Annotated in this window: 20 protein-coding genes; 16 read left to right on the forward strand and 4 right to left on the reverse strand. The window is 45.8% G+C overall.

The window, feature by feature from the left end; all coding sequences use genetic code 11:
* Positions 1 to 44: 44 nt before the first annotated feature.
* Positions 45 to 2,240 (forward strand): OsmC domain/YcaO domain-containing protein, encoded by a 2,196-nt coding sequence (locus tag LG288_RS09935; RefSeq protein ID WP_404400109.1) that lies wholly within the window; start codon positions 45 to 47, stop codon positions 2,238 to 2,240.
* Here the strand turns inward: LG288_RS09935 and LG288_RS09940 are convergent, their stop codons facing one another.
* Positions 2,241 to 3,626, reverse strand: coding sequence for a serine hydrolase domain-containing protein (locus LG288_RS09940; RefSeq protein ID WP_404400111.1), 1,386 nt, complete (start codon positions 3,624 to 3,626; stop codon positions 2,241 to 2,243).
* Between the two features lie 435 nt (positions 3,627 to 4,061).
* On the opposite strand from LG288_RS09940, the gene LG288_RS09945 reads away from it, so the two are divergent.
* The 3 genes from LG288_RS09945 (at position 4,062) to LG288_RS09955 (ending at position 8,298) form a co-directional block, all read left to right on the forward strand.
* Positions 4,062 to 5,249 (forward strand): EAL and HDOD domain-containing protein, encoded by a 1,188-nt coding sequence (locus LG288_RS09945; protein WP_404400113.1) that lies wholly within the window; start codon positions 4,062 to 4,064, stop codon positions 5,247 to 5,249.
* Positions 5,250 to 5,384: 135 nt separating this feature from the next.
* Positions 5,385 to 6,224 carry a substrate-binding periplasmic protein gene (locus tag LG288_RS09950; protein WP_404400115.1) on the forward strand — a complete coding sequence of 280 codons (840 nt, stop codon included), beginning with the start codon at positions 5,385 to 5,387 and terminating at the stop codon, positions 6,222 to 6,224.
* Positions 6,211 to 8,298: an ATP-binding protein gene (locus LG288_RS09955; protein WP_404400116.1), complete on the forward strand. Its 2,088-nt coding sequence runs from the start codon at positions 6,211 to 6,213 to the stop codon at positions 8,296 to 8,298. The genes LG288_RS09950 and LG288_RS09955 overlap by 14 nt, the downstream gene beginning before the upstream one ends.
* Here the strand turns inward: LG288_RS09955 and LG288_RS09960 are convergent.
* Together LG288_RS09960 and LG288_RS09965 are read right to left on the reverse strand one after the other, a co-directional pair.
* Positions 8,295 to 10,358, reverse strand: coding sequence for an EAL domain-containing protein (locus LG288_RS09960; protein ID WP_404400118.1), 2,064 nt, complete (start codon positions 10,356 to 10,358; stop codon positions 8,295 to 8,297). The genes LG288_RS09955 and LG288_RS09960 overlap by 4 nt on opposite strands.
* A gap of 76 nt (positions 10,359 to 10,434) precedes the next feature.
* Positions 10,435 to 11,046 (reverse strand): response regulator transcription factor, encoded by a 612-nt coding sequence (locus LG288_RS09965; RefSeq protein ID WP_404400120.1) that lies wholly within the window; start codon positions 11,044 to 11,046, stop codon positions 10,435 to 10,437.
* A 213-nt stretch (positions 11,047 to 11,259) separates the two neighbouring features.
* Here LG288_RS09965 and LG288_RS09970 point away from each other — a divergent pair, with 213 nt between their 5' ends.
* Genes LG288_RS09970 through LG288_RS10020 form a run of 11 tightly spaced genes read left to right on the forward strand, consistent with a single transcriptional unit; the run spans position 11,260 to position 23,479 of the window.
* Positions 11,260 to 12,420: a methyl-accepting chemotaxis protein gene (locus tag LG288_RS09970; protein WP_404400122.1), complete on the forward strand. Its 1,161-nt coding sequence runs from the start codon at positions 11,260 to 11,262 to the stop codon at positions 12,418 to 12,420.
* Positions 12,421 to 12,431: 11 nt separating this feature from the next.
* Entirely contained in the window at positions 12,432 to 12,794 is a 363-nt protein-coding gene (locus LG288_RS09975; protein WP_404400124.1) for a response regulator, read from the forward strand.
* 7 nt (positions 12,795 to 12,801) lie between these two features.
* Positions 12,802 to 13,077: a lipid asymmetry maintenance protein MlaB gene (locus LG288_RS09980; protein ID WP_404400125.1), complete on the forward strand. Its 276-nt coding sequence runs from the start codon at positions 12,802 to 12,804 to the stop codon at positions 13,075 to 13,077.
* Positions 13,067 to 15,139: a chemotaxis protein CheA gene (locus LG288_RS09985; protein ID WP_404400127.1), complete on the forward strand. Its 2,073-nt coding sequence runs from the start codon at positions 13,067 to 13,069 to the stop codon at positions 15,137 to 15,139. The genes LG288_RS09980 and LG288_RS09985 overlap by 11 nt, the downstream gene beginning before the upstream one ends.
* Positions 15,140 to 15,166: 27 nt before the next feature.
* Entirely contained in the window at positions 15,167 to 16,852 is a 1,686-nt protein-coding gene (locus tag LG288_RS09990) for a methyl-accepting chemotaxis protein (protein WP_404400129.1), read from the forward strand.
* 18 nt (positions 16,853 to 16,870) lie between these two features.
* Positions 16,871 to 17,404 carry a chemotaxis protein CheW gene (locus LG288_RS09995; protein ID WP_404400131.1) on the forward strand — a complete coding sequence of 178 codons (534 nt, stop codon included), beginning with the start codon at positions 16,871 to 16,873 and terminating at the stop codon, positions 17,402 to 17,404.
* Positions 17,401 to 18,237: a CheR family methyltransferase gene (locus LG288_RS10000; RefSeq protein WP_404400133.1), complete on the forward strand. Its 837-nt coding sequence runs from the start codon at positions 17,401 to 17,403 to the stop codon at positions 18,235 to 18,237. Before LG288_RS09995 ends, LG288_RS10000 begins: the two co-directional genes overlap by 4 nt.
* Before the next feature lie 10 nt (positions 18,238 to 18,247).
* Positions 18,248 to 19,315, forward strand: a complete 1,068-nt coding sequence (locus LG288_RS10005) for a chemotaxis response regulator protein-glutamate methylesterase (protein WP_404400135.1) — start codon at positions 18,248 to 18,250, stop codon at positions 19,313 to 19,315.
* Entirely contained in the window at positions 19,312 to 20,223 is a 912-nt protein-coding gene (locus tag LG288_RS10010; protein WP_404400137.1) for a response regulator, read from the forward strand. Before LG288_RS10005 ends, LG288_RS10010 begins: the two co-directional genes overlap by 4 nt.
* Positions 20,224 to 20,235: 12 nt before the next feature.
* Positions 20,236 to 22,278, forward strand: coding sequence for a response regulator (locus tag LG288_RS10015; RefSeq protein ID WP_404400139.1), 2,043 nt, complete (start codon positions 20,236 to 20,238; stop codon positions 22,276 to 22,278).
* Positions 22,211 to 23,479: an EAL and HDOD domain-containing protein gene (locus LG288_RS10020; RefSeq protein WP_404400141.1), complete on the forward strand. Its 1,269-nt coding sequence runs from the start codon at positions 22,211 to 22,213 to the stop codon at positions 23,477 to 23,479. Before LG288_RS10015 ends, LG288_RS10020 begins: the two co-directional genes overlap by 68 nt.
* A 6-nt stretch (positions 23,480 to 23,485) precedes the next feature.
* On the opposite strand, the gene LG288_RS10025 is transcribed toward LG288_RS10020, so the two are convergent.
* Positions 23,486 to 23,689 (reverse strand): hypothetical protein, encoded by a 204-nt coding sequence (locus tag LG288_RS10025; RefSeq protein ID WP_404400143.1) that lies wholly within the window; start codon positions 23,687 to 23,689, stop codon positions 23,486 to 23,488.
* A gap of 661 nt (positions 23,690 to 24,350) precedes the next feature.
* On the opposite strand from LG288_RS10025, the gene LG288_RS10030 reads away from it, so the two are divergent.
* Positions 24,351 to 25,067, forward strand: a complete 717-nt coding sequence (locus tag LG288_RS10030; RefSeq protein ID WP_404403097.1) for a bacteriorhodopsin-like — start codon at positions 24,351 to 24,353, stop codon at positions 25,065 to 25,067.
* Positions 25,068 to 25,090 lie beyond the last annotated feature (23 nt).

Below are 25,090 nucleotides of genomic sequence, written 5' to 3' on the forward strand. Positions count from 1 at the left end.
ATAGCGCGTTTAAACAGCGCAATGACTGAGTAAGCTACCCCGCCATGGAAATCAATGTAAACTTTCTGGAAAATATGCGCCTTGAGGCGAAGTTCGATGACTTCACAGTCATTTCTGATCAACCCATTCGTTACAAAGGCGAGGGTTCAGCGCCGGGGCCTTTTGACTACTTTCTTGCATCGTCGGTTATGTGTGCGGCGCACTTTATCCGCTTGTACTGCCAAAGCCGGGGAATTTCTACCGAAAACATTCGGGTAGCGCAAAACAATCTGGTTGACCCTGAAGATCGCTATAAGCAGCACTTTAAAATTGAAGTTGAGTTACCTGCAGATATTAGCGAAAAAGATCGCAAAGGCATTATCCGGGCAGCCGAGCGCTGCGCCGTCAAGCGGGTTATCGAAAACGACCTGGCCTTTGATGTCGAAGCTGTTGACAGCATTACTGACAATGCACAGGCGTTACTGACGATTAGTCCGGACAACAGCAGTCAGACCTTTATTGAAGGCAAAGACCTGCCCCTTGAACAGACTATTGCGAATATGACGCAGCGACTTGCTGATTTGGGCATGAAGATTGAGATTTCGTCATGGCGTAATATTGTTCCCAATGTCTGGTCACTGCACATCCGCGATGCCGCATCACCTATGTGTTTTACTAACGGTAAAGGCGCCAGTAAAGAGAGCGCACTGTGCTCTGCGCTGGGTGAATTTATTGAGCGGCTGGGCTGTAACTTTTTTTATAATGACCAGTATTTCGGCGAACAAATCGCTAACGCCGATTTTGTTCACTACCCAAACGAAAAATGGTTTAAGCCGGGTCCTGATGATCAGTTACCAGCGGAAATCCTGGATCCTTATTGCCGGGCAATTTACGATCCCGAAGGCGAATTACTGGGCTCGCACTTAATCGATACAAACTCTGGACGAGCCGACCGGGGAATCGTCGCCTTGCCTTTTACAAGGCGTTCCGATGGGAAAACCGTTTACTTTCCGTCCAACCTGATCGAAAACCTTTACCTAAGTAACGGGATGAGCGCAGGTAACACACTGGCTGAAGCTCAGGTACAGTGTCTGTCGGAAATATTTGAGCGGGCCGTAAAAAAACAAATTATCGAGCAAGAATTGTGTCTGCCCGACGTTCCTGCTGACCTAATCCGCCAATACCCCGGTATTGTAGCCGGTATTGAAGCACTCGAGCAGCAAGGCTATCCCGTACTAGTTAAAGATGCGTCGCTGGGCGGCCAATTCCCGGTCGCCTGCGTAACCTTAATGAACCCCCGCACCGGTGGTGTGTTTGCTTCGTTTGGTGCTCACCCCAATTTAGCCATCGCCTTAGAGCGGAGTTTAACGGAATTACTACAGGGCCGCAGCTTTGAGGGTCTGAATGATCTACCCGCACCCACCTTTAATTCAATGGCAGTGACAGAGCCCAATAACTTTGTCGAGCATTTTATCGACTCCTCGGGTGTTGTCTCCTGGCGTTTCTTTAGCGCAAAGCCTGATGTTGACTTTGTCCACTGGGACTTTACTGCTGACAGTAACGAACAAGAAGCTGAAATACTCTTTGGCATTCTTGATAAGCTCGGTAAGGAGTCTTACCTGGCCGTGCATAAGGACTTGGGTATTCCTGTTTGCCGAATTTTAGTGCCGGACTATTCCGAAGTTTATCCAGTCGAAGACCTCATTTGGGACAATACCAACGTCGCCTTGCAATACCGCGAAGATATTCTTAATCTGCACCAGTTAAATGACGTTCAGCTGGAGCAATTAGTGGCGCGCCTGGAAGACAGTCAGCTGGATAATTACCTGGATATTGTCACGTTAATCGGTATCGAATTTGATGAAAACACGGTCTGGGGCCAGTTAACCGTACTGGAACTCAAGCTGCTAATCTATCTTGCGTTACAACGCCATGAAGATGCCTATGAATACGTCGCGATGTTCCTGCAGTATAATGATAATACCCTGGACAGGATCTTATTTTACCGGGCTGTAGAAGCCGTATTAGAGATCACTCTGGACGATGAGCTGGGTATTGAAGACTTCCGGCACAACCTAAGCCGGCTGTACGGAGAAGAAACGATCAGCGCTGTCATTGGCACAGTCCGCGGCGAGATTCGTTTTTCTGGTTTAACTCCCACCAATATGCAGCTGCACGGGCTGGAGCGGCATCAGCGCCTTATCGATAGCTATCAGAAGCTACATAAGGCACGGCTTGCCGCCAGCGCAGGGCAGAGTTAACTAGTTTAACGCCTTAATAATATCACGGGTAAAGTCATGCTCGTTAAAGCCTGATTGTCCGGCCAGATCGTAGCCGCGCCGGACAATTACCAGCTGTTCACTGGGTATCACCAGCAAAAACTGCCCGCGGTTCCCCCGCGCAGCGATGGTATCGTCTGGTAATTCAGGAAAACGCTCGTTGTACAGCCACCACTGCGCACCGTAGCCGGGTGAATTCTCAGCAGGTTGTGCCGGGGCCGGTTTACTGATGTACGCTAACCAGTTCCTGGGTAAAATCTGTTCGCCCTGCCATTCTCCGTTTTGCAGATGCAGTACACCCAGGCGGGCCAGATCACGCGAGGTTGTCCAGACTTGCGAGGACAAAATAAAATCGCTGTGCCAGTCGGTTTCTAAAAAGGTATGTTGCATCCCGATTTTATTTAATAAAGATTGATAGGGAAACTTTAAGTAGCGCTGTTCATCGCCTATGGCTTCACGCAGTACTCGCAAGGCCAGCATGGTATCGTTATTTGCGTACTTCCAGCGCGAACCGGGGGCGACCTCCAGAGCAGTTTCGGTGGCCGTATCACTGACCAGTCCACCGCCCATATAAACGCGGTCGGTGCGATTACCTGCCCGGTTACTGTCCAGACCGGAAGCCATGTGCAGCAAGTTTGCCAGGGTAATGTGCTGGCGGGGATCCAGCGGGTGAGACCAGTTGGCCAGCTGCGCTTTCTGGTCAACCTCAACCAGGTTTTGCTTTACTGCTGCACCAATAACACTGGCACCAATACTCTTTGCTACCGACCAGGTTCGCTGAGCCGTTTCCGGGGTAAAGTCGTCTTTGTAATGCTCCGCGATTATTTTATCCGGCGTTGCGATTAAAATGGCTGAGGTTCGTGCTCCGGCACCATAGTGCCTGGTAAATGCTTGTTGAATTACTGCGTCCAGTTGTTCATTGCCACTGGCTTTGTTGACCCCATTGCGCTGTTGCCACGGGGTTCCGTCATCTGCCTTAGCCACTGTATCATCGCTAAAAGGTCGCACCACTTTATCGATGTCAGCCTCGCTTGCACCAACCGGCAAGTCAACACAGCCCAGTCGTTTACGCCACACTGACAATCGCTCTCGCTTGCCATCGTCGTAAGCCACCCGCACCCAACGGTCATCCTTATTTATCTCGGCTGTGAGACCGCTAACCCGGTCAGCAATCAGCGGATAGATTCCGGTTAATTCATCTTCGCCGATTTGCTGGGTTGACTTGCCACCGTTAAAAGTCGCACTACAGGTAAAGTTTGCCACGTAGCCAGCCGCATAGGCATTCAACGTAGTGTCGGTTTCAGTCGCCTGCGCGCCAGAAAACAGCAGGCTTAAAGCAAAAAATTTGGCAGAGTTTCGCAACATCATGGGTTCACTCCAGATAGTAAACAACGCTAAGTTATACCCTAACCTATAATAACTAGCGTAATATAGCGAGTATCGGCTGCGGGGAACAGCGAAACCAAGCGTTTTCAAGCCATACTCTTTCCTGACCAAGGCTTACTCCGGCACTGCAATGGTCGAAGCAATCAGTGGCGATTCATGATAATTGGCAACTGCAAATCAATTTCAATCAGTTTTTTGTTGCACATCCAGACCACGTTAAGATCGTTAAATTCAAGAACGGACTTGAGGCTTTGTCTGATCCATTCTTCTGAATCACCTCAACCCGGAATTTAGAATCCCAACCGGAGAAGGCCAAACTAGAGTTATCATAAATTTACGTACTTATACGGATAGTTACGTCACCTAGCTCAAGTAGACTTTCCTTATTAATTCAATTAATACCAAAGTTAAATTTAAATGCGTAACGTTTTATTAGCACAGCAGCCTATATACGACTCCAAAAAGCAAATAATCGCATCCGAATTACTTTACCGAAACGATCAAGGCCTAAGCGCTTTTGACGTGGGCGAACACAATGCGACCGCTGAGCTATTATACAATCTGAGTACGGGGCTTATTGACGAAACCTCAATATTAGATACTACATTTTTTATCAATGTATCCGCCGACTTCCTTTTATCTGATGTTTTTCTTCCTGTAGAACCAGGGCGAGTTGTGATTGAGCTAGTTGAAAGGATCCAGCCATCAGAAGAGATTTTAACGGCTATCCAACGCTGGAAGAAGCTGGGTTATGAATTTGCCCTTGATGACTTTGACTATTCTCCTGATTGGGATGCCATTATTGCTGAAACCAAAATTATAAAAATTGATATTCTTCAAACGTCGCCTGCAAAGGTAAAAGCATTGCGAGAGCACCTTAAAGAGCACAAACTCCGTTGGCTTGCCGAAAAAGTAGAAACGGAGTGCGATTTTTTCACCTATCAACAACTCGGTTTTGAGCTTTTCCAGGGATATTTTCTCGCAAAACCCAGTACCGTTACTGGCCAGAAAGTTCCCTCTTCCGGTACAAACCTATTATCACTAATCGAACGTGTTAGTGATCCGGACGTTAATTTTAAAACTCTCGCTAGATTGATACAAAACGAGCCCGAATTATCCATTAAATTGATGAAAATTGCTGCGAGCCCAATTTATGGTCGCCGAGTGCAATTCAGTTCAATTCAAGATGTTATCTTACGTTTAGGCCTCGAACACATTAAAAAATGGGTGCTACTAATATCAGCTATGAATGAGGCAAGTAGCGGTGAAGCTCAATTAGTCCTAACCCGGGCATACTTTTGCCAAGCATTAGCAAGTAAAATGTCAGGGGTCGATGAGAACCAAGCATTTATTTCCGGGTTACTATCTGGTGTCGATATTCTGTTAAAAGTCGATCCTAAACTGTTTGTCAAAAACCTTACCCTACCTGACGATATAAACGCAGCACTAAATGGCGAACCTGGCTCCCTCAATTTAATTTTAACAAAAGTAAAGAAAGCGGAGGCTGTTTTATACGCAGGAGCTTCGCTTACTAGCCAAATTGAATTAAATTTATATTTGCAACAAAATAATAACGTATTAATGCTTCTTAAAGAGGCTACTTAATTAAATAATTTAATTAGCGCTGAAGCTAAGCTGCAAATTTTCTAACTAATGACACGCTGCGCTTCAATCTTTTTAGTTTTATTAAAACCTCGATATTGCAATGCCCCATAACTTAACGTTCAGTAAAGGACGACCATGAAGCAAAGAAGTTATTTTATTATTCTATTTTTTACCGCAGTTGCGGCGCTGACATTACTTGCAATGCAGTCGCTAAACCCCTTAAATACAAAACCAAAGCAAAACACAAGAACCTTGGTGGCGGGCTATACCAACGAACCACCTTACGCTTATTACGATAAAAGCGGTCGAGTTCAAGGGCTCTTCCCGGCCGCATTACGCGACATGGCTAGTGCGATGGGTTACGAAAAAGTTGAGTGGGTCATGATGACTTTTGAACAACCATTACCCGCGCTATTATCCAATCGACTAGACGTTATCGCCGCCGGCCTGGTTATCACCGAACAAAGAAAACCCTTTGGCTGTTTTTTGTCACCTCTAGCGCTGACTCACGCAGCTGTTATGACCGAAAAGAACAAAGACATTGCTGCACCAGTCAAGTTGGAGTCCCTTGCGCAACGAACCTTGGTTACGCTTAGCGGCAGTATTGAAGAAACATTGGCTGTCAAACGCAAGCTCGGTGGAAAAATTGAGCGGGTTCCAGACGTACAGGCAGGAGTATCCATGATACTGACCGATAAAGCCGATGTACTTTTGTTAACACGACCCTCGCTAGAGTACCGCAAAAAACAATTAAACTCGGTAAAGGTTTTGCCAATTGAGGATTTACATAACGAGGCACTGGGCCCAGCCTTCTTGTTCTCTCATCGCTTACAGAGTAAGCTTAATCAAGCACAACAAGCACAACAGCGATTTATGAGGTCCAGCCAATATCAACAGTATTTAAGCCAATTTGGGTTTGTCAGACCGCCTTCCGAGTCTACAGCAACAGAGTGTCGCAACCGTGCCACTTCATAATCAGCAACAAAAACGCAAATTAAACCGTCAGGCCTCTTTTATTATTACCGTGGGTCTCATTATTATTTCGATAATATCGGGGTTACTGCTGTGGAAAGAGCGCGAAGTTGATAGCCGAGTCTTCTTAGTTTCGAAAATTGGTACGGCCGTTGAGGATTTTCATACAGGAGTCATGCACGTCAGTCTCTCAAAGGGAGATTCGTCTAGCCCCTGGCATTACAACACAGGGTTAGCCCTTATTGAGCAAGCTCTCAACGAATTTAGAGAAGTTAATCACCAAATTGCGTCTAAAACTGCTAGCAAAAGGCTCACTCAATCGACCAGCGTTTTTCGGGAAGAGTTGCAGAATTTCAGTTTTCCGAGCGATCCTGATGACGTTAAGCTTCGTCAAGCCAGCTATCAACTGAATACGAATATCCGCAGTATTGAGAAAACCCTAAGACATGAGCTCGAACAAGAGCGAATGAACCAGCGACTTTGGTTTTCCCTTGCCATGCTTATTACCATCGCTATGTTAATGCCATTAGTCGCTTTGTTAATAAAATCTGAGTACAAACGCCTGCGCCTTAACGATGAGCTAAGACAAAGTGAGAGGAAGTTCTTAGACTTGGCGGAAAAAATCGACGAAGTGTTTTGGCTCGAAGATCTCACCGAAGACCGCGTTTTATATTTGTCCCCTGCATTTAGCAGAATATATGGCATACCGATAAAAGAGATTTATAAGAATAAATCTTTATGGCGTGAGGCATTACACCCTGATGATAAACAGCAGGTTATAGATGCACTCAGCAAGCTAAAAAACGCCCCTCTTAAACTTGAGTATCGCATTATCAGGCGTGACGGCGAAGTACGCTGGATCAGTGATCGTGTTTTCCCAATTTTTGATGAAACAGATCACCAAAAAGCATCTAAAATAGCTACCATCGCAGCTGACATTACTGAACGTAAAGAGCGTGACAACGAGACTTTCCATTCACAAAAACTGGAAGCTATAGGGCAGCTTACCGGTGGCGTTTCGCATGACTTTAACAACCTACTGACGGTCATTCTAAACAATGCTGAACTATTAAGCTGGAAGCACATAGACGACAATGAAACGTTGCACTTTAGTAAAATGATCATCAAGGCGGCAGAACGCGGCGCTTCATTAAATCAACATTTACTCGCTTTTGCCAGTAAGCAACAATTGCGTCCGCAACAAGTAAGTATCAGCGAGCTAATCAGAGAGACAGAAGCTCTACTTGCGCATTCTATCGACAGCCATATTAAACTGGTTCTCGATCTGCCAAGCTCAAATGATATAACGGTTTCTGTCGATCCTGCACAATTGCAAACGGCATTATTAAATCTCTGCGTCAATGCCCGCGATGCGATGCCGACTGGGGGCACACTGACGATTGCGGTGAGCGTCAACCCAGCCGAACAATTAGCGTTTATTAAGGTCACTGACACTGGACAAGGTATTCCTGCACCACTTTTAAACAAAGTTATCGAGCCGTTCTACACCACCAAAGAACGAGGCAAGGGCACCGGTTTAGGCTTGAGTATGGTCTATGGCTTTGTGCAACAATCCGGAGGGAACCTGACCATCGAAAGTGAAGAATTTATCGGCACAAGCATTACAATACAATTGCCATTACTCAACTATAAAGCCAGAACCAGAATCGCTGACAGCACAGTTGGTTCGTTGCAGCCCGATTTGGTAACGGCCAACTCAGGCTTTACGATTCTCATTGCAGAAGATGAAGAGTTCTTGCTGGAAACTTCAAGCAAGACACTAAAACGCTTCGGTTATCAGGTGTTGACTGCCAGTTCAGGCGCCAAAGCACTGACGCTCCTAAAAAATAACCCCACCATCGATTTACTATTTAGCGACATAATGATGCCAGGGGGGATAGACGGTATCGAACTGGCCGAGCACGCGTTAGCCTTAAAACCCAACTTAAAAGTTGTGTTAACCAGCGGCTATAATGAATTTGATCATATTGAGCCCAGTCATTTTCTAAAAAAGCCCTACGCAATTCAAGATATGCTCGATAGTATTAACGATATTTTACGACACAATGAGCCTTAATACGGTGAAAGCTGCGCCATTAGGCTTTGAGCTGAGTAATCCGAAGACTCCTTCGTGGTGGCGAAGTCGACGCCAAGAAAGCACCAACTGTCGAACCTTTTTTGTAATTGATTTAACTTTTGCCCGGCCCGCTCCATAATTATGTTTTCAATCCCATCACCATCTTTGTGTACCAGCACAACGGCATACTCACGCTCAGATAAACGAATAACAATATCAGAGCGGCGACAACTTTTTCGCAAAACAAGTTCCAGCTTTTCAAGTTGCCAACGGAGGCTATGAGGAGACTCTTGCCAATGAGGTTTTATAACCAAGAAGGTTACCTGGTAACCCAATGTTTTTACGATATTCAAAATTCGGTCAACTCTCTCAAATTGCGATTTTAGTAAAGTCTTACCGGTAGAACTTTTTGTAGACTGAGCAATCAGAAGTTCTAGTAATTCAGCTGATTGCTTAAGCACCGAAATACTAGCCTCGTTAATTGATATTGGTCGGTTATGAAGCGTACACAGACTTCCGATCAGAAGACCTGTTTTACTGTATATCGGATAGCCCCCATAGAAATGAAAGTCCCTACCCCAGCTGTCCGGCAGCTTATAATCTTGGGCAAGTTCATCATTACTGTTGATAACAACAGCATCTTCACGACTGACCATGCATTGACAAAATGTCTCACTGATAACTTTAGACTCCGGTTTAAGCCCAATTGAAGCGGCACAGACTACCGAATTGCCTGAAAATAAGAAAACACTAGCATACTCAACGTTGAGGAGCCGAGTAATGAGCGCCGTCACTGACGCAAGCTCCTCCTCTTTATCCATATCTCCGCTTTTAAGCATTTGTGCCGCATTCGTGCGTACCGCCCATTGCTTTTCACGACGTCGCTCCAACCACCGATTCATGTCGATACCAGTTAATGGCTTTTCGATAAAATAACCCTGTGCCTGATCACAGCCATAAACTTGCAAAAGATTGAGTACTTTTTTGCTTTCAACGCCCTCTGCTACAGTAGTAAGATTCAAAGCGCGCGCCATATCAATGATGGTTTTGATCACGTGTCTGGCTTCGCTGCTTGCCGTGGCAATACTAATAAAGCTTTTATCAATCTTTAGTTCGCTAAAAGGCAATCTTACCAGCTGCTTAAGCGACGAATAACCGGTACCAAAATCGTCAATCGAAAGTTTAAATCCTTTAAGACGAAGGCTTAATAGCATATCCAGTGAAGTCACGGCGTTTCGCATCGCATGGGTTTCAGTAAGTTCAAGCGTGACTGCCTGTGGCTTAACACCATAAAAATTGCAACGCTCAGTCAAACGCTCAAAAAGATGGGGGCTGTCCAGAGATAAGGGTGATATATTGAGCGCGAGATTTAAATTGATTTTGCCGCTGTACTTAGTGTGCTGAGAGAACCAACTTAAAGCGCGTTCGAACATGTATTCTGTCAAGTCATCAATTAAGCCAAGTTGTTCAATAGCCTCAATGAAAATATCCGGAGCAATGGCACCAATATGAGGATTAAACCAGCGTAAAAGCACTTCAAAACCAACCAAACTTTGCGTTGAAATATCAACCTTAGGCTGGTAAACCGTGAAAAACTCATTGTTTTTAATGCCCTGTTGAACAATTTCAGCATCAAGCACTGGTACGTTGACAGCTTCCGGCGGTAGAGCAATACGCCGCTTTTTCGGCAAGCGGTCGAGGATTTTCTTGAGACTCTTCAGGAAAAAAGGTTTTTCCAAGGCTCCCAAAACATTTAATCCATACTCTTTAGCGGCACGTTCAGCGGCCCATAGCACACGCCCGTCGCCGCCACTCATTAACACCAACGGGGTTTGCGAATGGGTTCGGGCGAGTTCTCGAATGATTTGATCACCAGAAACTTCCGGCATCATTAGGTCAATAATTAGGCAACTCAGAGGTTCGTGGGCGGCGTTATGCAAGAATTTATTCGGGCACGTGGTGCTTTCAGCTTTTAAACCGATTTTTTCTGCCATTTGACAGATAGTAATGCCGACACACTCTTGATCGTCAAGAATAAGTATTCGGTTGCTTGCGTTCATAGCCTCTTCTCAACAATTGATTTGAGCTGACATTATCGGCAAGTCGTTGGCTTTACTATCAGTGTAAATACGTAATTTAATTTAAATGCTCGGACAACATCAACATTCGGATCAGGAGCGCAGTCGAACCAATATCTAACTTTTTAAAAATATTAGACTTATGAGTTTCTGCCGTCCGCTTACTAATAAATAATTTTTCCGCCATTTGTGTTGCAGAGAGCCCCTCTGCCGTCAACAAAGCAACGCTCAACTCGCGTGGCGATAACTTAGCGACTTGTTCAGACGCTTTTTTTCGAAAAACGATATCGTCGCGCACCTTTTCGGCGTGCGCGGCCGCTTCATTGATCACGTTGATCAGCTGTCTGGCTGCGACCGGTTTTTGCAACACCGTGTAAGCCCCTTCTTTAAGTGCCGAAACGGTGTCTGGAATATCGGCGGTGCCAGAATAAATAATAATTGGCAGATATACGCCTTTCTTAACCAAGCGTTGCTGCACTTCTAAGCCATGAATATCTGGTAGCTTCAAATCCAGAATTAATACACCGGAAGGTTCCGGTTGCGAATGCAAAAATTCTCTGGCGGTCGCAAAGCAAAAAACCTGATGCCCTGCGTATTCGGACACTGACTTCAGGCTGTCGGTCACGTGAATATCGTCATCTACTACATAAACTGGTAACTTTTTTTTCATATTTTTTAGATAATTAATCGTTTTTTTATTACAGGTTACTTGTTATACGATACTGTGCCATCTAACAGATAACAATCAAATTACATTTTTTTATACTAATAATCACTTACGTAAAAATACGTAATTTCGCTCTGTTTCGAAAGTTTATATTGCGGGCTTTGCGAAGCAGGGCGTATAACTAACACTGATTTCTCGAATTGTTAAGGTGTCGCTATGGTGACTACGTCGCTTCCTGTTTACTGGTTTGCAACTGGTCTATTTACTATGCTAGCAGCCCAACTGTGGCTTTCCGGAAGCCACGTCGCTGCGCCTTTTGCGACATTTTTTGTGTTGATATTCGCTGTTTTTGGCTGGCTGAAGCAGACTCGGCTCAATCAGAAGCAACTCTCAGAGCTGACTCGATTAAAGACTCTAATCGACAACCCCCCACGCTACGACTGCGATAAAGTTTCCCGCCCACTAACAAGGTTACTCGCAACCTGGCAGCGTTTAATTGAGGAGGGTCGCGCGGAAATGGCACAAGAAACGACTGAGCTGACTCACCTATTTGATGCATTCAAACAACAACTTGATGTTGCGCTTAAAGCTTCTGACGAGGGTGATCTTCAGTACGAGCGCAAACGGTTATCAGGCACTTTGCAACAAACTTCACACACCTTTGAACAGCTGTTGCAATCACTTGCTGATGCGAACGAGCGTGATGCCCAGACGGCTTCTATTATCGAATCTTTAGCCAACACCAATGTCTCATTGGTTAACTTTTCGAATGAAGTCAAAACCATTGCAGACCAAATTAACCTTCTTGCTTTAAATGCCAGTATCGAGGCGGCACGTGCTGGCGATCATGGTCGCGGATTTTCTGTGGTTGCTGATGAGGTAAGAAAGTTGGCTCATCGTTCATCACAAGCAGGTAATGAGATCGAAAAATTAGTCAGCGTGGTAAATACTCAAGTTAACCAGGTCATCGAACAGACGTCACAAAATCACGACGTTGCCAGTCGACAACGAAAAGATAACGAGGAGAGTATCAGCCAGACACTGGAGGAACTGACGCAACAGGTAAGTGCGGTAATGGATGATACTGAAAAACTGATGGTAATACGAACAGACGCTGAACAAAATGTGAGTGATGCGATTCAACGCTTACAGTTCCAAGATCGCCTTTCCCAAGTATTCGAACATCTTTCCCTCTCAGTGCAAAACACTGAAGTTTTATCCGAACAACTGACGTTAGATGCTCTGGATGAGTTTGGAGCTGACCTTGAGCAGGTGTTTGAGGATTTAAAGTCCAGCTCGACAACCGATCTCGAGCGAAGACTCTTCAACACAAGAACCACGAATAAAAATTCTGACAGCGAACTTACATTTTTCTGAGGAAAAACATCATGAGTAAAACCATTCTCGTCGTTGATGACTCGGCTTCTGTCCGTCAGGTTGTTTCAATGTCGCTTAAATCCCAAGGTTACCAAGTGATTGACGCCGTCGATGGCATGGATGCCTTAAACAAGATCGAAGGAAAGAAGGTCAACCTGGTCGTCAGCGACGTTAACATGCCCAATATGGACGGAATTACCTTTGTCAAAACATTAAAAGCAAAACCGGAATTCCGCTTTACGCCAGTACTCATGCTAACCACAGAGTCTGAGGAAAGTAAAAAAGAGCAAGGCAAAGCGGCCGGTGCAAAAGCGTGGCTGGTAAAACCTTTCAAGCCGGATGTGTTGTTATCAGCCGTCGCTAAACTCGCCTGAGGTTATTATGAACGAGATGAAGCCCACCTCGCTGACCATTTATGACATTGATGCGTTGCAAAACCAATACGTAATGAAAAGTTATTGGTCTGATGCGATGGTTATTAATTTAGAGTTAATCGAGGAGTTTGATTCTGCCGGGCTGCAATGGTTAACCCTTGTTAAAAAAAATCTACAGGCTGGTGGCCACGGATTAACTCTTAGCGGGGCTAGCGATGACCTTAAAGACGCAATAGATTTATTAGGAATGCACTCGCTATTGGGAGTTGCGCATGTCAATTGATCCCGTCATTATTTTCAAAGAGGAAGCTTACGAGCATCTGGAAAATCTTGAGAATGCCTTATTGGTGCTAGAGGAGTCCCCTCGGGACGCCGAGCAAATCGCTGCGGCATTTCGTGCCATGCATACCATTAAAGGTTCTGCAGGTATGGTCGGTTTTGACCACCTATCTTACTTTACTCACCACATTGAAAGTTTTTTCGAACGGGTTCGCTCAGGCGAGTTGATGCTGAATGAAGAGCACATCCGAGCCACGTTATTGGCCAAAGACCATATTGAATTACTGCTGGAAAAAACACCACCATCCAAAGAGTCTATGGCGGTCAGCGAAACCTTAATTCAACAATTCCGGCGCTGGGCAGATTTACCGACTGAAAGTTTGGCCGCAAAGTCGACGGCCGCCACGTCTGCAAACATAGAGACAGAACAACGCATCTTAAAGATCACCATAAAGCCGTCCAAGGAGTGTTTCAAAGACGGTTTTGATCTACTCCCGGTTATGCGGGAATTGTCGGCGCTGGGATCCTGCCATTCGTCCGCGCACTTCAATAAAGCCCTGACTTTTGATTCGGCAGACGATTACAGAGACATTGATATTTTTGACTGCCACTTCTTTCTGACCGTGTTATTAGCGACCGAAGCCAGTCAAAGCAGTATCGATGATGTTTTCTTATTCGTTGCAGATGACTGGAGTATATTGACCGAGAAACTTGATCCCGATGAAGCCTACCGTTTGGGGGACTTGTTACTTGCGGAAGGTGCCATCAATCAGCAGCAGCTGAACAGCATCCTGCAGCAACAGCCGAAACTCGGTGAAGTCTTATCGGGTAGTGGTGCGGCCGCTCAAGAGGAGGTGGAACAGGCGCTCGAACAGCAGAAATTCTTGCGCTCACAACAGCAAGCTCAACAATCACGCTCGGTTCCCAGCATAAAAGTTCCACAGCCCAAGCTTGATGCACTCATGGATAAGGTTGGCGAACTGGTCACCTTACAGTCCTTCCTGGAACAAAAAGCCCGCGAGTTAAGCGATGAAGGGCTTAACACCATAGCCGAAAACTTGATGCAGCTATCGTCAGACTTGCGCGAAACCGTGTTTGATATCCGTATGCTGCCGATTGGCACGTTGTTTGGCCGCTTCCGCCGCGTGGTTCGCGACCTCAGCCACGAACTGGGTAAAAGTATCCAGTTTGTGACGGAAGGCGCTGAAACCGAACTGGATAAAGTCATGCTCGATAAACTGGGTGACCCGCTTATTCACTTACTTCGCAACAGCTTAGACCACGGTATTGAAAAGCCCGAACAGCGCACGGCCAACGGTAAGCCAGAACAAGCGACCATCACCCTAGCTGCTTCACATAACCAAGGTCAGATTTTGATTAAAGTTAAGGACGATGGCGCTGGCATTAACACTCAGAAAGTGCGTCAAAAGGCGATTGATAAAGGGTTAATTTCAGCAACTGACGACCTAACCGAAAACCAAGTCCACCAACTGATCTTTGAAGCCGGCTTTTCAACCGCAGAAACGGTTTCTGACGTTTCAGGACGCGGTGTGGGTATGGATGTCGTCCGCACATCCATCGATTCATTGCAGGGCAAAATTCACATCAAAAGTGAATCAGGTAAAGGGACAGAAATTCAGATCTTACTGCCGATGACGTTAGCCATCATCGATGGTCTGCTGGTGAATGTTGCCGGTGAATCCTTTGTTATACCGCTCAATATCGTCAACGAATGCATCGAGACTTATGCCAGTGAAAAATGCGTAGAGCGCGACACCACGTTGGTAAAACACCGCGGCGCATTAGTGCCCTGTGTGTCTCTTCGAAAAATGTTCGCTTTGGCCGGCATCGCTCCGGCCATTGAGCAAAGTGTAATAGTAAAAGTTGGCGAGGAGACCGGCGCCATCACCGTTGATGAGGTGGTGGGTCAGTTCCAGACCGTTATAAAAAACCTGGGCCAGCTCTATCGCGGTGCTTCAGGTGTTATGGGGGCAACGGTTCTTGGCGACGGCAGTATCGCAATGGTGCTCGACGTATCCGAATTGCTTGAATCTATTCAGTCTTAGACTTTGTCATTGTAAGGTAACTTTGTTATGAAACGCATCACACTTAAAACCCTTTTATTACTGGGCTTTATTCTGCTTATTGCCTTAATGGCAATATCCAGCTTAATTGGCCTCAACTCACTCGATGGCGCCAACGATCGTTTAAATCGTCTGGTTTCCGATCCTGTCGAAAAACGTATTCTTTCAGCCAGAATTCGAGCAGCCATCCTCGAGGTTGACCGGCAGTCAATGCGGTTCACGAATGCACGTACCGCCGACTCGAAAAATGCCTTCCGCTCGCAAATTCAAGAAGCACAACAATCGTTTGGCAAAAGTTTAACGGCACTGTCTGCGCTGGTTACCGATTCGTCCAAGGAAGAAATCGCTGAGTTGGAACGCCGCTTTAACAGTGTTGAACAAACCACCAGTGAATTGTTCGATAAGACCTCGGCAACCCTCGACAATGGAGCAACCACTGAGCAAGTGGATGCCCAAGCGCGAAATGGCTACCTACTTGTTCAGGAAGAGCTGGAACCTCTATTGAACGATGTTCTGACCCGCGTCAGTAGCATCAACCAAAACATTGAAAACCAGATGTCGACCACGCTTGGTAATAACGCCCGTGATTACGATACCGCACGTAATCAAATGCTACTGCTGTTCGTTATCACGCTTTTTATCGCTCTCTCAACAGCAACCGTTATCTTCCGCCGCGTCAGCGAAGTCAACCGCATTGCCATCGAAATTGGTAAGGGTAATCTAAACCAAGTATTCGACGATAAAGCCAGTGACAATGATATTTATGGCGTGCTGCGCAATATGAACAGCAAGCTTCGTGACATCGTTTCGGAAATTAAGGAGTCATCAGGCAACGTTGCTTCCGGCAGTGTGGAAATGAGCGATACCGGACAACAAATCGCAGAAGGTGCGACAGAACAGGCCTCTTCACTTGAGGAGGTTTCCTCTGCGATGGAAGAAATGACCGCCAATATTTCTCAAACCGCTGATAACGCCAGTCAAACGGAACAAATGGCTCAGGAAGCTGCAAATAACGCCCGCGAAACCGGCAGTGCTGTGAATGAATCGCTGGTGGCGATGAAAGCTATTGCGGAAAAAATTGGCATTATCGAAGAAATCGCTCGCCAAACCAACCTACTGGCACTAAACGCTGCCATCGAAGCCGCTCGTGCCGGTGAACATGGCAAAGGGTTTACCGTGGTTGCTGCCGAAGTGCGTAAGCTTGCCGAACGCAGTCAGTTAGCGGCGGGTGAAATCGTTGAATACTCCAGCGGCAGCCTTGAGAAGTCCGAACGGGCCGGTAAGATGCTGGAAGTGCTAATGCCAAGTATTATGAAGACCTCTAGCCTGGTACAGGAAATCAGTGCCGCGGCACTGGAGCAAGACAAAGGCGCCGCCGAGATCAACAAGGCGCTGCAACAGCTTGACCAGGTAGTACAGCAAAGTGCCGCATCGGCAGAAGAAATGGCAGCCAGCTCTGAGGAGCTCTCGGCTCAGGCTGAAACCTTATACAGCGTGGTTGGCTTTTTTGATGTTAATGACACCTCAAGCTCATCATCTAAAGGGCTACCTAAGAAAAACCAAGGCGGTGGTAAAACACAGACAGGCAAGTCGAACCAAAAGAATGAACAGAACGCGCCAGCGAAGCCGTCAACCAAAGCTAGCCAAGGCGTAGGCATTGATTTAGACGATGACGATGATTTCGTGCGCTATTAAGTAGAGGGTTTTGTAAAAATGACAAATCCAGATGAAAACGGACTCACAGTTGACGCACTAAAGATACTGACCTTCGTGCTTGATGATGAACTCTTTGCGATTGAGATCAGCGGCATTCAGGAAGTACTGGAGTTTAAAGGCGCCACTAAGGTGCCTAAAACCCCACCCTTTATGTTGGGAGTAATTAATCTGCGCGGCAAGGTCATTCCGATTGTGGATTTACGCGAGCAATTTGAACTCGGCAAAAAACAACGAACCGTTGACACCTGTGTCATAATTGTTCAAGTAACCATTGATGGCGAAGAAACACCGCTCGGCATACTTGCCGATGCCGTGAAAGAAGTGCTGGAAGTGCCGATGGCAGACATCAATCCTCCGCCGCGCATTGGTAACAAGATTAACAGCGCTTATATTTTTGGTATGGCCAAAATTGAAGACGACTTCGTCATTTTGCTACGCCTTGCCAAAATATTTTCAGCGGATGAATTACAATCGGTCGTAGGCGAGCTGGCTGAAGCAGACCTGGACAGCAGTGAGACTCATGACGAATGAACAGCATTCAGCTCAGTCCCAAGGCTCACAAGCGCCTGTCGACGTTTGTGGGCGAAATGGCCGGGATTCAACTCCCGGCCCATAAGAAGAACCTTATTGAATCGCGCCTGCGTAAACGACTTGTTAGCTTACAGTTTCAAAGTTTTGATGATTATGTTGAGTTTTTCTTATCAAACAATAAAAGCGCCAAAACCGAACAAAGTATCGTTATTGATTTACTCACAACCAACAAAACCGATTTCTATCGCGAAGCCAGACAGTTCGAGTTTTTAAGCGAGTTTTACAGCAACAGTGTAAACCGGCTGTTGCTAAAACGCCAGTCACTTAATGTTTGGTGTGCTGCTGCAAGTACCGGCGAAGAACCTTACACGCTTGCGTTAGAACTCAGTGAATTAGCCAAAACTCACAGTGACTTCTCCTTTCGGATCCTGGCGACGGATATCTCGCCAACCGTTTTGGCAACCGCTCACCGCGGTGTCTATGCCGAGTCACGCATCGCTACCGTACCGCTGGAGTTGCGTAAACGCTACTTTTTACGAAGTAAGGACGCTAGTAAGGCATTAGTGAAAATGTCAAAACTGCTAAGAGATACCATTCAATTTGATGAGTTTAATTTAATTCAAGGTGATTACTCTAATTTACCGAAATTCGACGTGATTTTTTGCCGTAATGTGATGATCTATTTTAGCCCAGAAGACCGTCAGAAGGTCGTTACAAATCTGCGCCAGCAGCTTAACCCTAATGGCTTACTCTTTGTTGGACATGCTGAAAGTATTGGGAGCAACCGACTCGACTTTCAGCAATTGATACCTACCGTTTATCAAGTGAAATAGGTGAGTAACCGTGATTAGAGTATTAATCGTTGACGATTCAGCCTTAGTTCGGCAAAGCCTTACAGAGATCATTAATTCATCGTCATTAATGCAAGTAATCGGCACAGCTGGCGATCCCTACTCTGCGGTGGAGCACATCAAAAAACAAAAGCCGGACGTGATTACCCTGGATGTCGAAATGCCAAAAATGGACGGTATTACATTTTTGCGCAAGATCATGTCGCAAAACCCGATTCCGGTAGTGATTTGTTCGACGCTCACCGAGTACGGCACTGCAACCCAACTTCAGGCTCTGGAGTCAGGTGCAGTTGATATTATTACCAAGCCCAAAAACACCAGCCGTGCTTTTTTTGAGGAAAGTAAAACGCAAATTCTTGATGCAATAAAAGCCGCATCGCAAGCTCGTTTAAAGAAAATGCTGTTTTCGAAAAACTTGGGTAGTAGATCCAAAAAGCTAACAGCCGACGCGGTCATTGACGGTAAGTTCTCCGCCAAAGCACTCAGCAAAACAACGGACAAAATTGTAGTTATTGGCGCATCAACCGGTGGTACCGAAGCAATTCGGGTAGTACTACAAGCAATGCCCCGCAGTTGTCCCCCTATTGTGGTGGTACAACATATGCCGGAGAACTTCACCAAAAGTTTTGCACAGCGCCTGAATGGGCTGTGCCAAATCAATGTAAAGGAAGCGGAAAATAACGACTCCTGCATTCCCGGTCACGCGCTCATTGCACCAGGCAATTACCACACCCTGCTTAAGCGCAGCGGTGCGAAATATTACGTTGAAGTCAAAGACGGTCCGCTAGTGAGTCGACACCGCCCTTCTGTGGACGTCCTGTTCCGATCGGCGGCCAAGTACGCCGGAGCCAACGCCATCGGCGTCATTATGACCGGCATGGGCGACGACGGTGCCAGTGGCTTACTGGAAATGCGTAGCATGGGCGCCTTTACCATCGGTCAGGATGAAGAAACCTGCGTTGTTTACGGGATGCCGCGCGAAGCTCATGAGCGTGGCGCGGTAATCAAGCAAACGTCTTTGCAACATATCGCTCAGTCGATAATTAAGGCGGCATTATGACATTAATAAAGTCCACAGCTAACCGTATCGTCCTAAATATAGGCGAGCTGGTTTTTGGTGGTGGCTCTAAGTCATTACATACACTATTAGGTTCCTGTATTGCGATAACCTTGTGGCATCCCAAACATAAGTTGAGTGGTATGTGCCATTTTGCGCTACCGTCTAATCCCGAAAATTCATCAGAACGAGAGTTGGATGCGCGTTATGGAGATGATTGCGTCAAACTCTTCAAGCGATTAACTGAAGAGCGCAAGGTTCCTTTAAGTGAATTTAAAGCACGAATTTTTGGTGGTGGCAACATGTTGGAATCGTCGCGACTTGAATCAGCAATGGAATCTCAAATCACCGCAGCAAACATTGGCGAAATCAATGCTGCGCAAGCATTCTCGAAATTGTTGGCAGAGGGCGTCACCATCATGGAGGCAGACGTTGGCGAAGAGGGATACCGTAAGGTCGATTTTGATCCAACGACGGGAGTTGCAAATGTTGAGTTTGTCTCAGTAGAGAAAAAGAAACAAACAACAATTGTCGATCTTAAACAGAAAATTCTGATAGTTGATGACAGCCTGGAAACTCGCACTATTCTTACTCGCAGTCTGAGAAAGGCCGGCTATGAAACCGAACAGGCCCGTAACGGTATTGAGGCGGTCGCCGTTTATGAACGATTCCAGCCCGACATAATTTTGATGGATATGATGATGCCCATCATGGACGGGGTCAGCGCAACCAAACAGTTACGAGAAGCCAATGCCGAGCAGCCAATTTTAATGCTTACCGGCAGTGAAGAGCTTGAATCTATGGCTCAGGCTTTTGATGCAGGGGCTACCGATTTTATTTCGAAACCAATACGTGTCCCTGTGCTAAAACAACACATTTACAATGCCCTAAGTTCTTTAAAGAAGCAGTGAGTTATTAATCCTATGTGTTCCAGGCTGTTAGTTGAAAAACTCCGACAACAAATTAATGAATTAGAACAAAAAGCGCAACAGGCTGAAGCCGCAAATGTTGCCAAAAGTCAGTTCTTGGCCAATATGAGTCACGAAATACGTACCCCCATGAACGGAGTCATGGGGATGCTGGATATTGTATTAGATACGAATTTAAATGCTGAGCAACGTCAGTTCCTTAAGCTTGCTAAAAATTCAGCCAATCAGCTACTTGAACTTATAAATTTATTGCTGGATTTATCCAAAATCGAAGCCAAAAACTTTGACTTAAACTACGAGTCGGTAGAGCTTTTCGATTTTATTGGAGAAGTTATTAAAGCACACACTACGGCCGCCAAAAGCCGCGGAATAAAGTTAACCTATTCGATAGCGTCTGAGCTGCCGCATATGGTATCGATAGATCCAATGCGAGTGCGACAAATCCTCACTAACTTGCTCAGTAACGCGATAAAATTCACAGATTTTGGCAGCGTCGAATTAACAACTAAGGCTTCTTTCGACTTACCTCAAAATGACACAAGAGCAAACCTCTTTTTTATCGTACGTGATACAGGCGTTGGTATTGACACCGCTGATAAACAAAGAATTTTCGAATCTTTTAGCCAAGTAGACGCTGACTTAAACCGCCGTTATGAAGGTTCTGGGCTCGGACTGACCATTTGCAGCGAATTAGTGAACATGATGAACGGCAGCATCCACCTGGAGAGTGAAATAGGTAAAGGCTCAGCTTTCACAGTCTGTCTGCCGGTAGAGGTAAAGAGTTCCGTCAAGCCCAAAGCGTTTCCTACAGCTCATCAGTCCGCAAAGATGCGGGTGCTTTTGGTTGATGATGAAGCAGTCAACCGGCAGGTCATTTCAGCGTTACTCAATTCGTTGCATGTGACTCATGAAACAGCTTCTAGCGCTGAGGAGGCGTTGTTTAAACTACGTGGTACCGAGAAGGCATTTACCCATTTACTGACAGATGCAGGCATGCCTGGAATGGACGGCTACCAGCTTGTTCAGGCAGTCATACACGAAAAGCTTATTTCGCCCACAAAAATTCGCATACTAAGCTCATCGCCAATATCTGGTGATAGCAAAAAATGTAAGCAACTTGGCGTTCCAGCTTACCTCACTAAGCCGGTGACCCAAGCCGATCTCGCTGAAACTTTAAAACTGCGCTCAAGCTTTGGAGCTTCACGGGACGAACGAGTACTTGGCAGCGACAGAGACAGTCCAATAAAAGTATTGTTGGCCGAGGATCATCAGGTAAACCAGTTACTGATTACCAAAATTCTCGAGCGTCACGCCGTCATACTCGAAATTGCCGACAACGGTGAGGAGGCATTAGAAAAATTCACCACTGGGCAATTCGATGTCATCCTTATGGACATCATGATGCCAAAGCTGGACGGCCTTGCTGCCTCAAGAAAGATTCGAAAGCTGGAACAACAACTGCAGTTGCAACGCACTCCTATCATCGCGTTAACAGCGAATGTGATGTTAGAGCACAAACAACAGTATCAAGAAGCCGGGATTGAGGGCTTTGTCAGTAAACCGATAGACTACCGGCTTTTAATCCGAGAAATCGATACGGTACTCGTTGATCATTCAATTCAAAACGATCTTCCTACACTCGAAGATCTTGTTAACGGTCAATTTGACGAATCAGATTCTGAACCAATGGCCCTAATCGCAAATAAAACAGATGTCATTGAAGCACTCGCCATGATGGATGATGATCTAGAATTATTTCAAGAGGCATTCGAACTGTTTAAAAAATCACTGCCCAAACACTTGAGCGTGCTTAACGGCGAGAGAGAACAAGCCTTGATTGCCGCGCACACATTAAAATCATCCTTTGCATCCTTCGGTCTTAAAGATGCCAGTAAATCCGCAGCAAAGCTGGAGCAGAAGCTGCGCACCGAGCACTCGATTGACTTCGGTGCCGACATAACCGAGGTATATGCATCGGTCGAACGCATTCCCAAAGATTTTCCGACCGCTATTCTGGAAAACATTTATGTCGACTAATTCACCTCACTATTGTATTGCACTGCAGCCAATTTGTGACCGTAACTTCCGCCATGTTGCTGATGAGCTGCAATATTACTCTGCGGATAAACAAGTTAGTCCTAACTTTGTTGACCCTGTCGCTGCAACCGCCAGGGCTTGCTCGACCGCACTACTAGAACTGGGCCTGCCAAGCCTGATCGGTGAGCGTACACTGATGATCAAGGCTCCCTCGCACTGGATAGCTAACAAAGATCTGGTCGAAATTTTACCCAATAAGTTAATTATCGAACTGCTTGATCCGGAGTCCGTTAATAAAAGCCTGTCCGCTGCACTCTTAAGCCTGAAGAAGCGGGGTCTTCGCCTTGCCTGTCCGTATAGTAAGCTAGAGAGTGTAGGTATTGGCTTCAGGGGACTGTTTGATATTCTCACACATGATGAGCTTATTGAGCGTGAACTTCTTACTCGCGGCGCTCAGCCAACTTATCAACACCTGCTGCGTCGGCTCACATGCTTAGAAGCACTTAGCAAGGCGAGAAATGATGGCTACGCATTGTTTCAGGGGGACGTTTTTTCACCGTTGAAAACACTTGAAACTGCTTCCGGAAAGCGTCAAAGCAACCCCATAGCTGAACTTAAATTATTGCAATTACTGTCGGATCCCAACTCCGATTTGAAGCTGATTGAACAGTCCCTTATTCAACAGCCTTATCTATGTTATGTACTGATGAAACAAACCAATAATGCTGGTAACCTCCGTTCTAAGCCAGTCAGTAGTGTTAAGCAGGCGGTACTATCAGTTGGTTTAACCAAACTCAAATCGATTGTTGCCGCAGTCACGCTATCGCGCCATGACCCGATTCAGAAGCTACAACTACGGACGGTATTAACTCGCGCGCTGTTGGCTGAGGCACTAGCAAAAAAAACCTCTGATGTGTCACCGGGAACAGCGTTTTTTTGTGGTTTGCTGTCTTTATTTGACCGTCTTAATGGAACTAGCCTTGAGCACATTTTGAAGGAAATTAATGTTTCCGCTACCGTCGTTCAGGCACTTGTTGAGAGATCAGGACCCTTGGGGAGGTTACTCAGTATTATCGAAGATTTTGAGCAGCAGGCCGTCGCACGGTATCACCCCAAACTGATCGGTCTATTGAACGAGGAATTCGTTAAAGTGGTTGCACTTTTAAACAGTATTATTATTGAACCCCTACCAAAAAATTAATACCATTTATTCGCTGGTCGCGCAGTTTGGGCACTTTAAAGTGTCACTGAAAAGTCGCTGTGCTTCCTCTAAAGCTCTGCTAAATGTTGGGCTTTTTGACAAAGAAACCGCATGTTCCGGATTCTTTAACTTTTGGCAATCTTCTTTATGCAACAGACGCGCTTGCTGACCATTATCTTGCTCCCCAATTTCTATATAAAACCGCTGCACATACTCTCCTCAAGCCATAAAAACCCGCGTACATGGTAAATATTAATGAGCCGACCGCTATTATGCAATGCGTAAATATACGTAAAATTATAGGCTTTTATTCTTCTACTTCTGAGTCATTCCTTATCCTCAATCATGAATTAAGCAGGTGAGCACTCATCAGTCAGTTGCTTGATGAGTGGTGAACGAAATGACACAGAATTCTGAACACTACCTATCGATATCATGAACTGCTTTATAATGGCGATTTTGATGCGTTTACAAACCGCTACCGACGCGCACCAGACGTTAAAATTCCAGTTGCGACCAAACTAAAGGCAATTGTGGCGGCGGTCGTTCTATCCATTATAATGAAAGAATAATCAAACTTCTCAATGAGGAGTACGTCAACGTTGTTGCTGTGTTGAATACAATGATTGTCGAACCAGTTAAAAATTGAAATAAATTAATAAAATAAGTGATCTATCGGTTCTTAAATGCACTATCAATTTTCACACAAATGTTAAAAAAAAGTTTAAACCGCATTTGTGAACTAAAACACCCCTTACAGGCATGCCTGAAGTCGATGCCGGGGTGAAACTTCTACATTGATTTGAGGTGCTTTATGAGCGCGATATTTAAAAAATGGCAAGCGGCATTAGCGCCGGCATTTTTGTTACTGATGCCCGGTTCTGCCAATGCGGCAAACCTGCAGCCTGATGATTTCGTTGGTATTTCGTTTTGGTTAATTTCCATGGCTCTTGCAGCGGCAACGGTGTTTTTCTTATGGGAAACACAGTGCGTGTCGGGTAAATGGAAGACATCGTTAACGGTTTCTGCATTGGTAACCTTTATCGCTGCCTTTCATTACTTTTATATGCGCGATGTCTGGGTCAGCACTGGCGAGACACCAACCGTCTACCGTTACATTGACTGGTTATTGACAGTACCCCTGCTGATGATTGAATTTTACCTTATCTTGCGCGCCATAGGTGCTGCCAGTGCGGGTATTTTCTGGCGTCTGCTGATTGGTACACTTGTCATGTTGATACCTGGATATCTGGGCGAAGCGGGCTATATTAATATTACCGTTGGTTTTGTTATCGGAATGATTGGCTGGCTGTACATCCTGTACGAAATCTTTGCCGGTGAAGCGGGCAAAGCTGCCGCAGCTAATGGCTCTCCAGCAGTTAAATTCGCTTATTCAGCGATGCGCTGGATTGTTACCGTCGGTTGGGCAATTTACCCACTGGGCTATGTACTCGGATACATGACCGGCAGTGCCGATCAAGACACCTTAAACATTGTCTATAACCTGGCAGATGTGGTGAATAAGATCGCGTTTGGTATCTTAATCTGGTACGCAGCAACCAGTGAAAGCAACCAGCAAGAAAGCTAAAGCTTACACCTGTGGTCAGGATA

Origin of the sequence: Idiomarina seosinensis (assembly GCF_044797955.1) — a bacterium.
In the GTDB taxonomy this organism is placed as follows: domain Bacteria; phylum Pseudomonadota; class Gammaproteobacteria; order Enterobacterales; family Alteromonadaceae; genus Idiomarina; species Idiomarina seosinensis_A.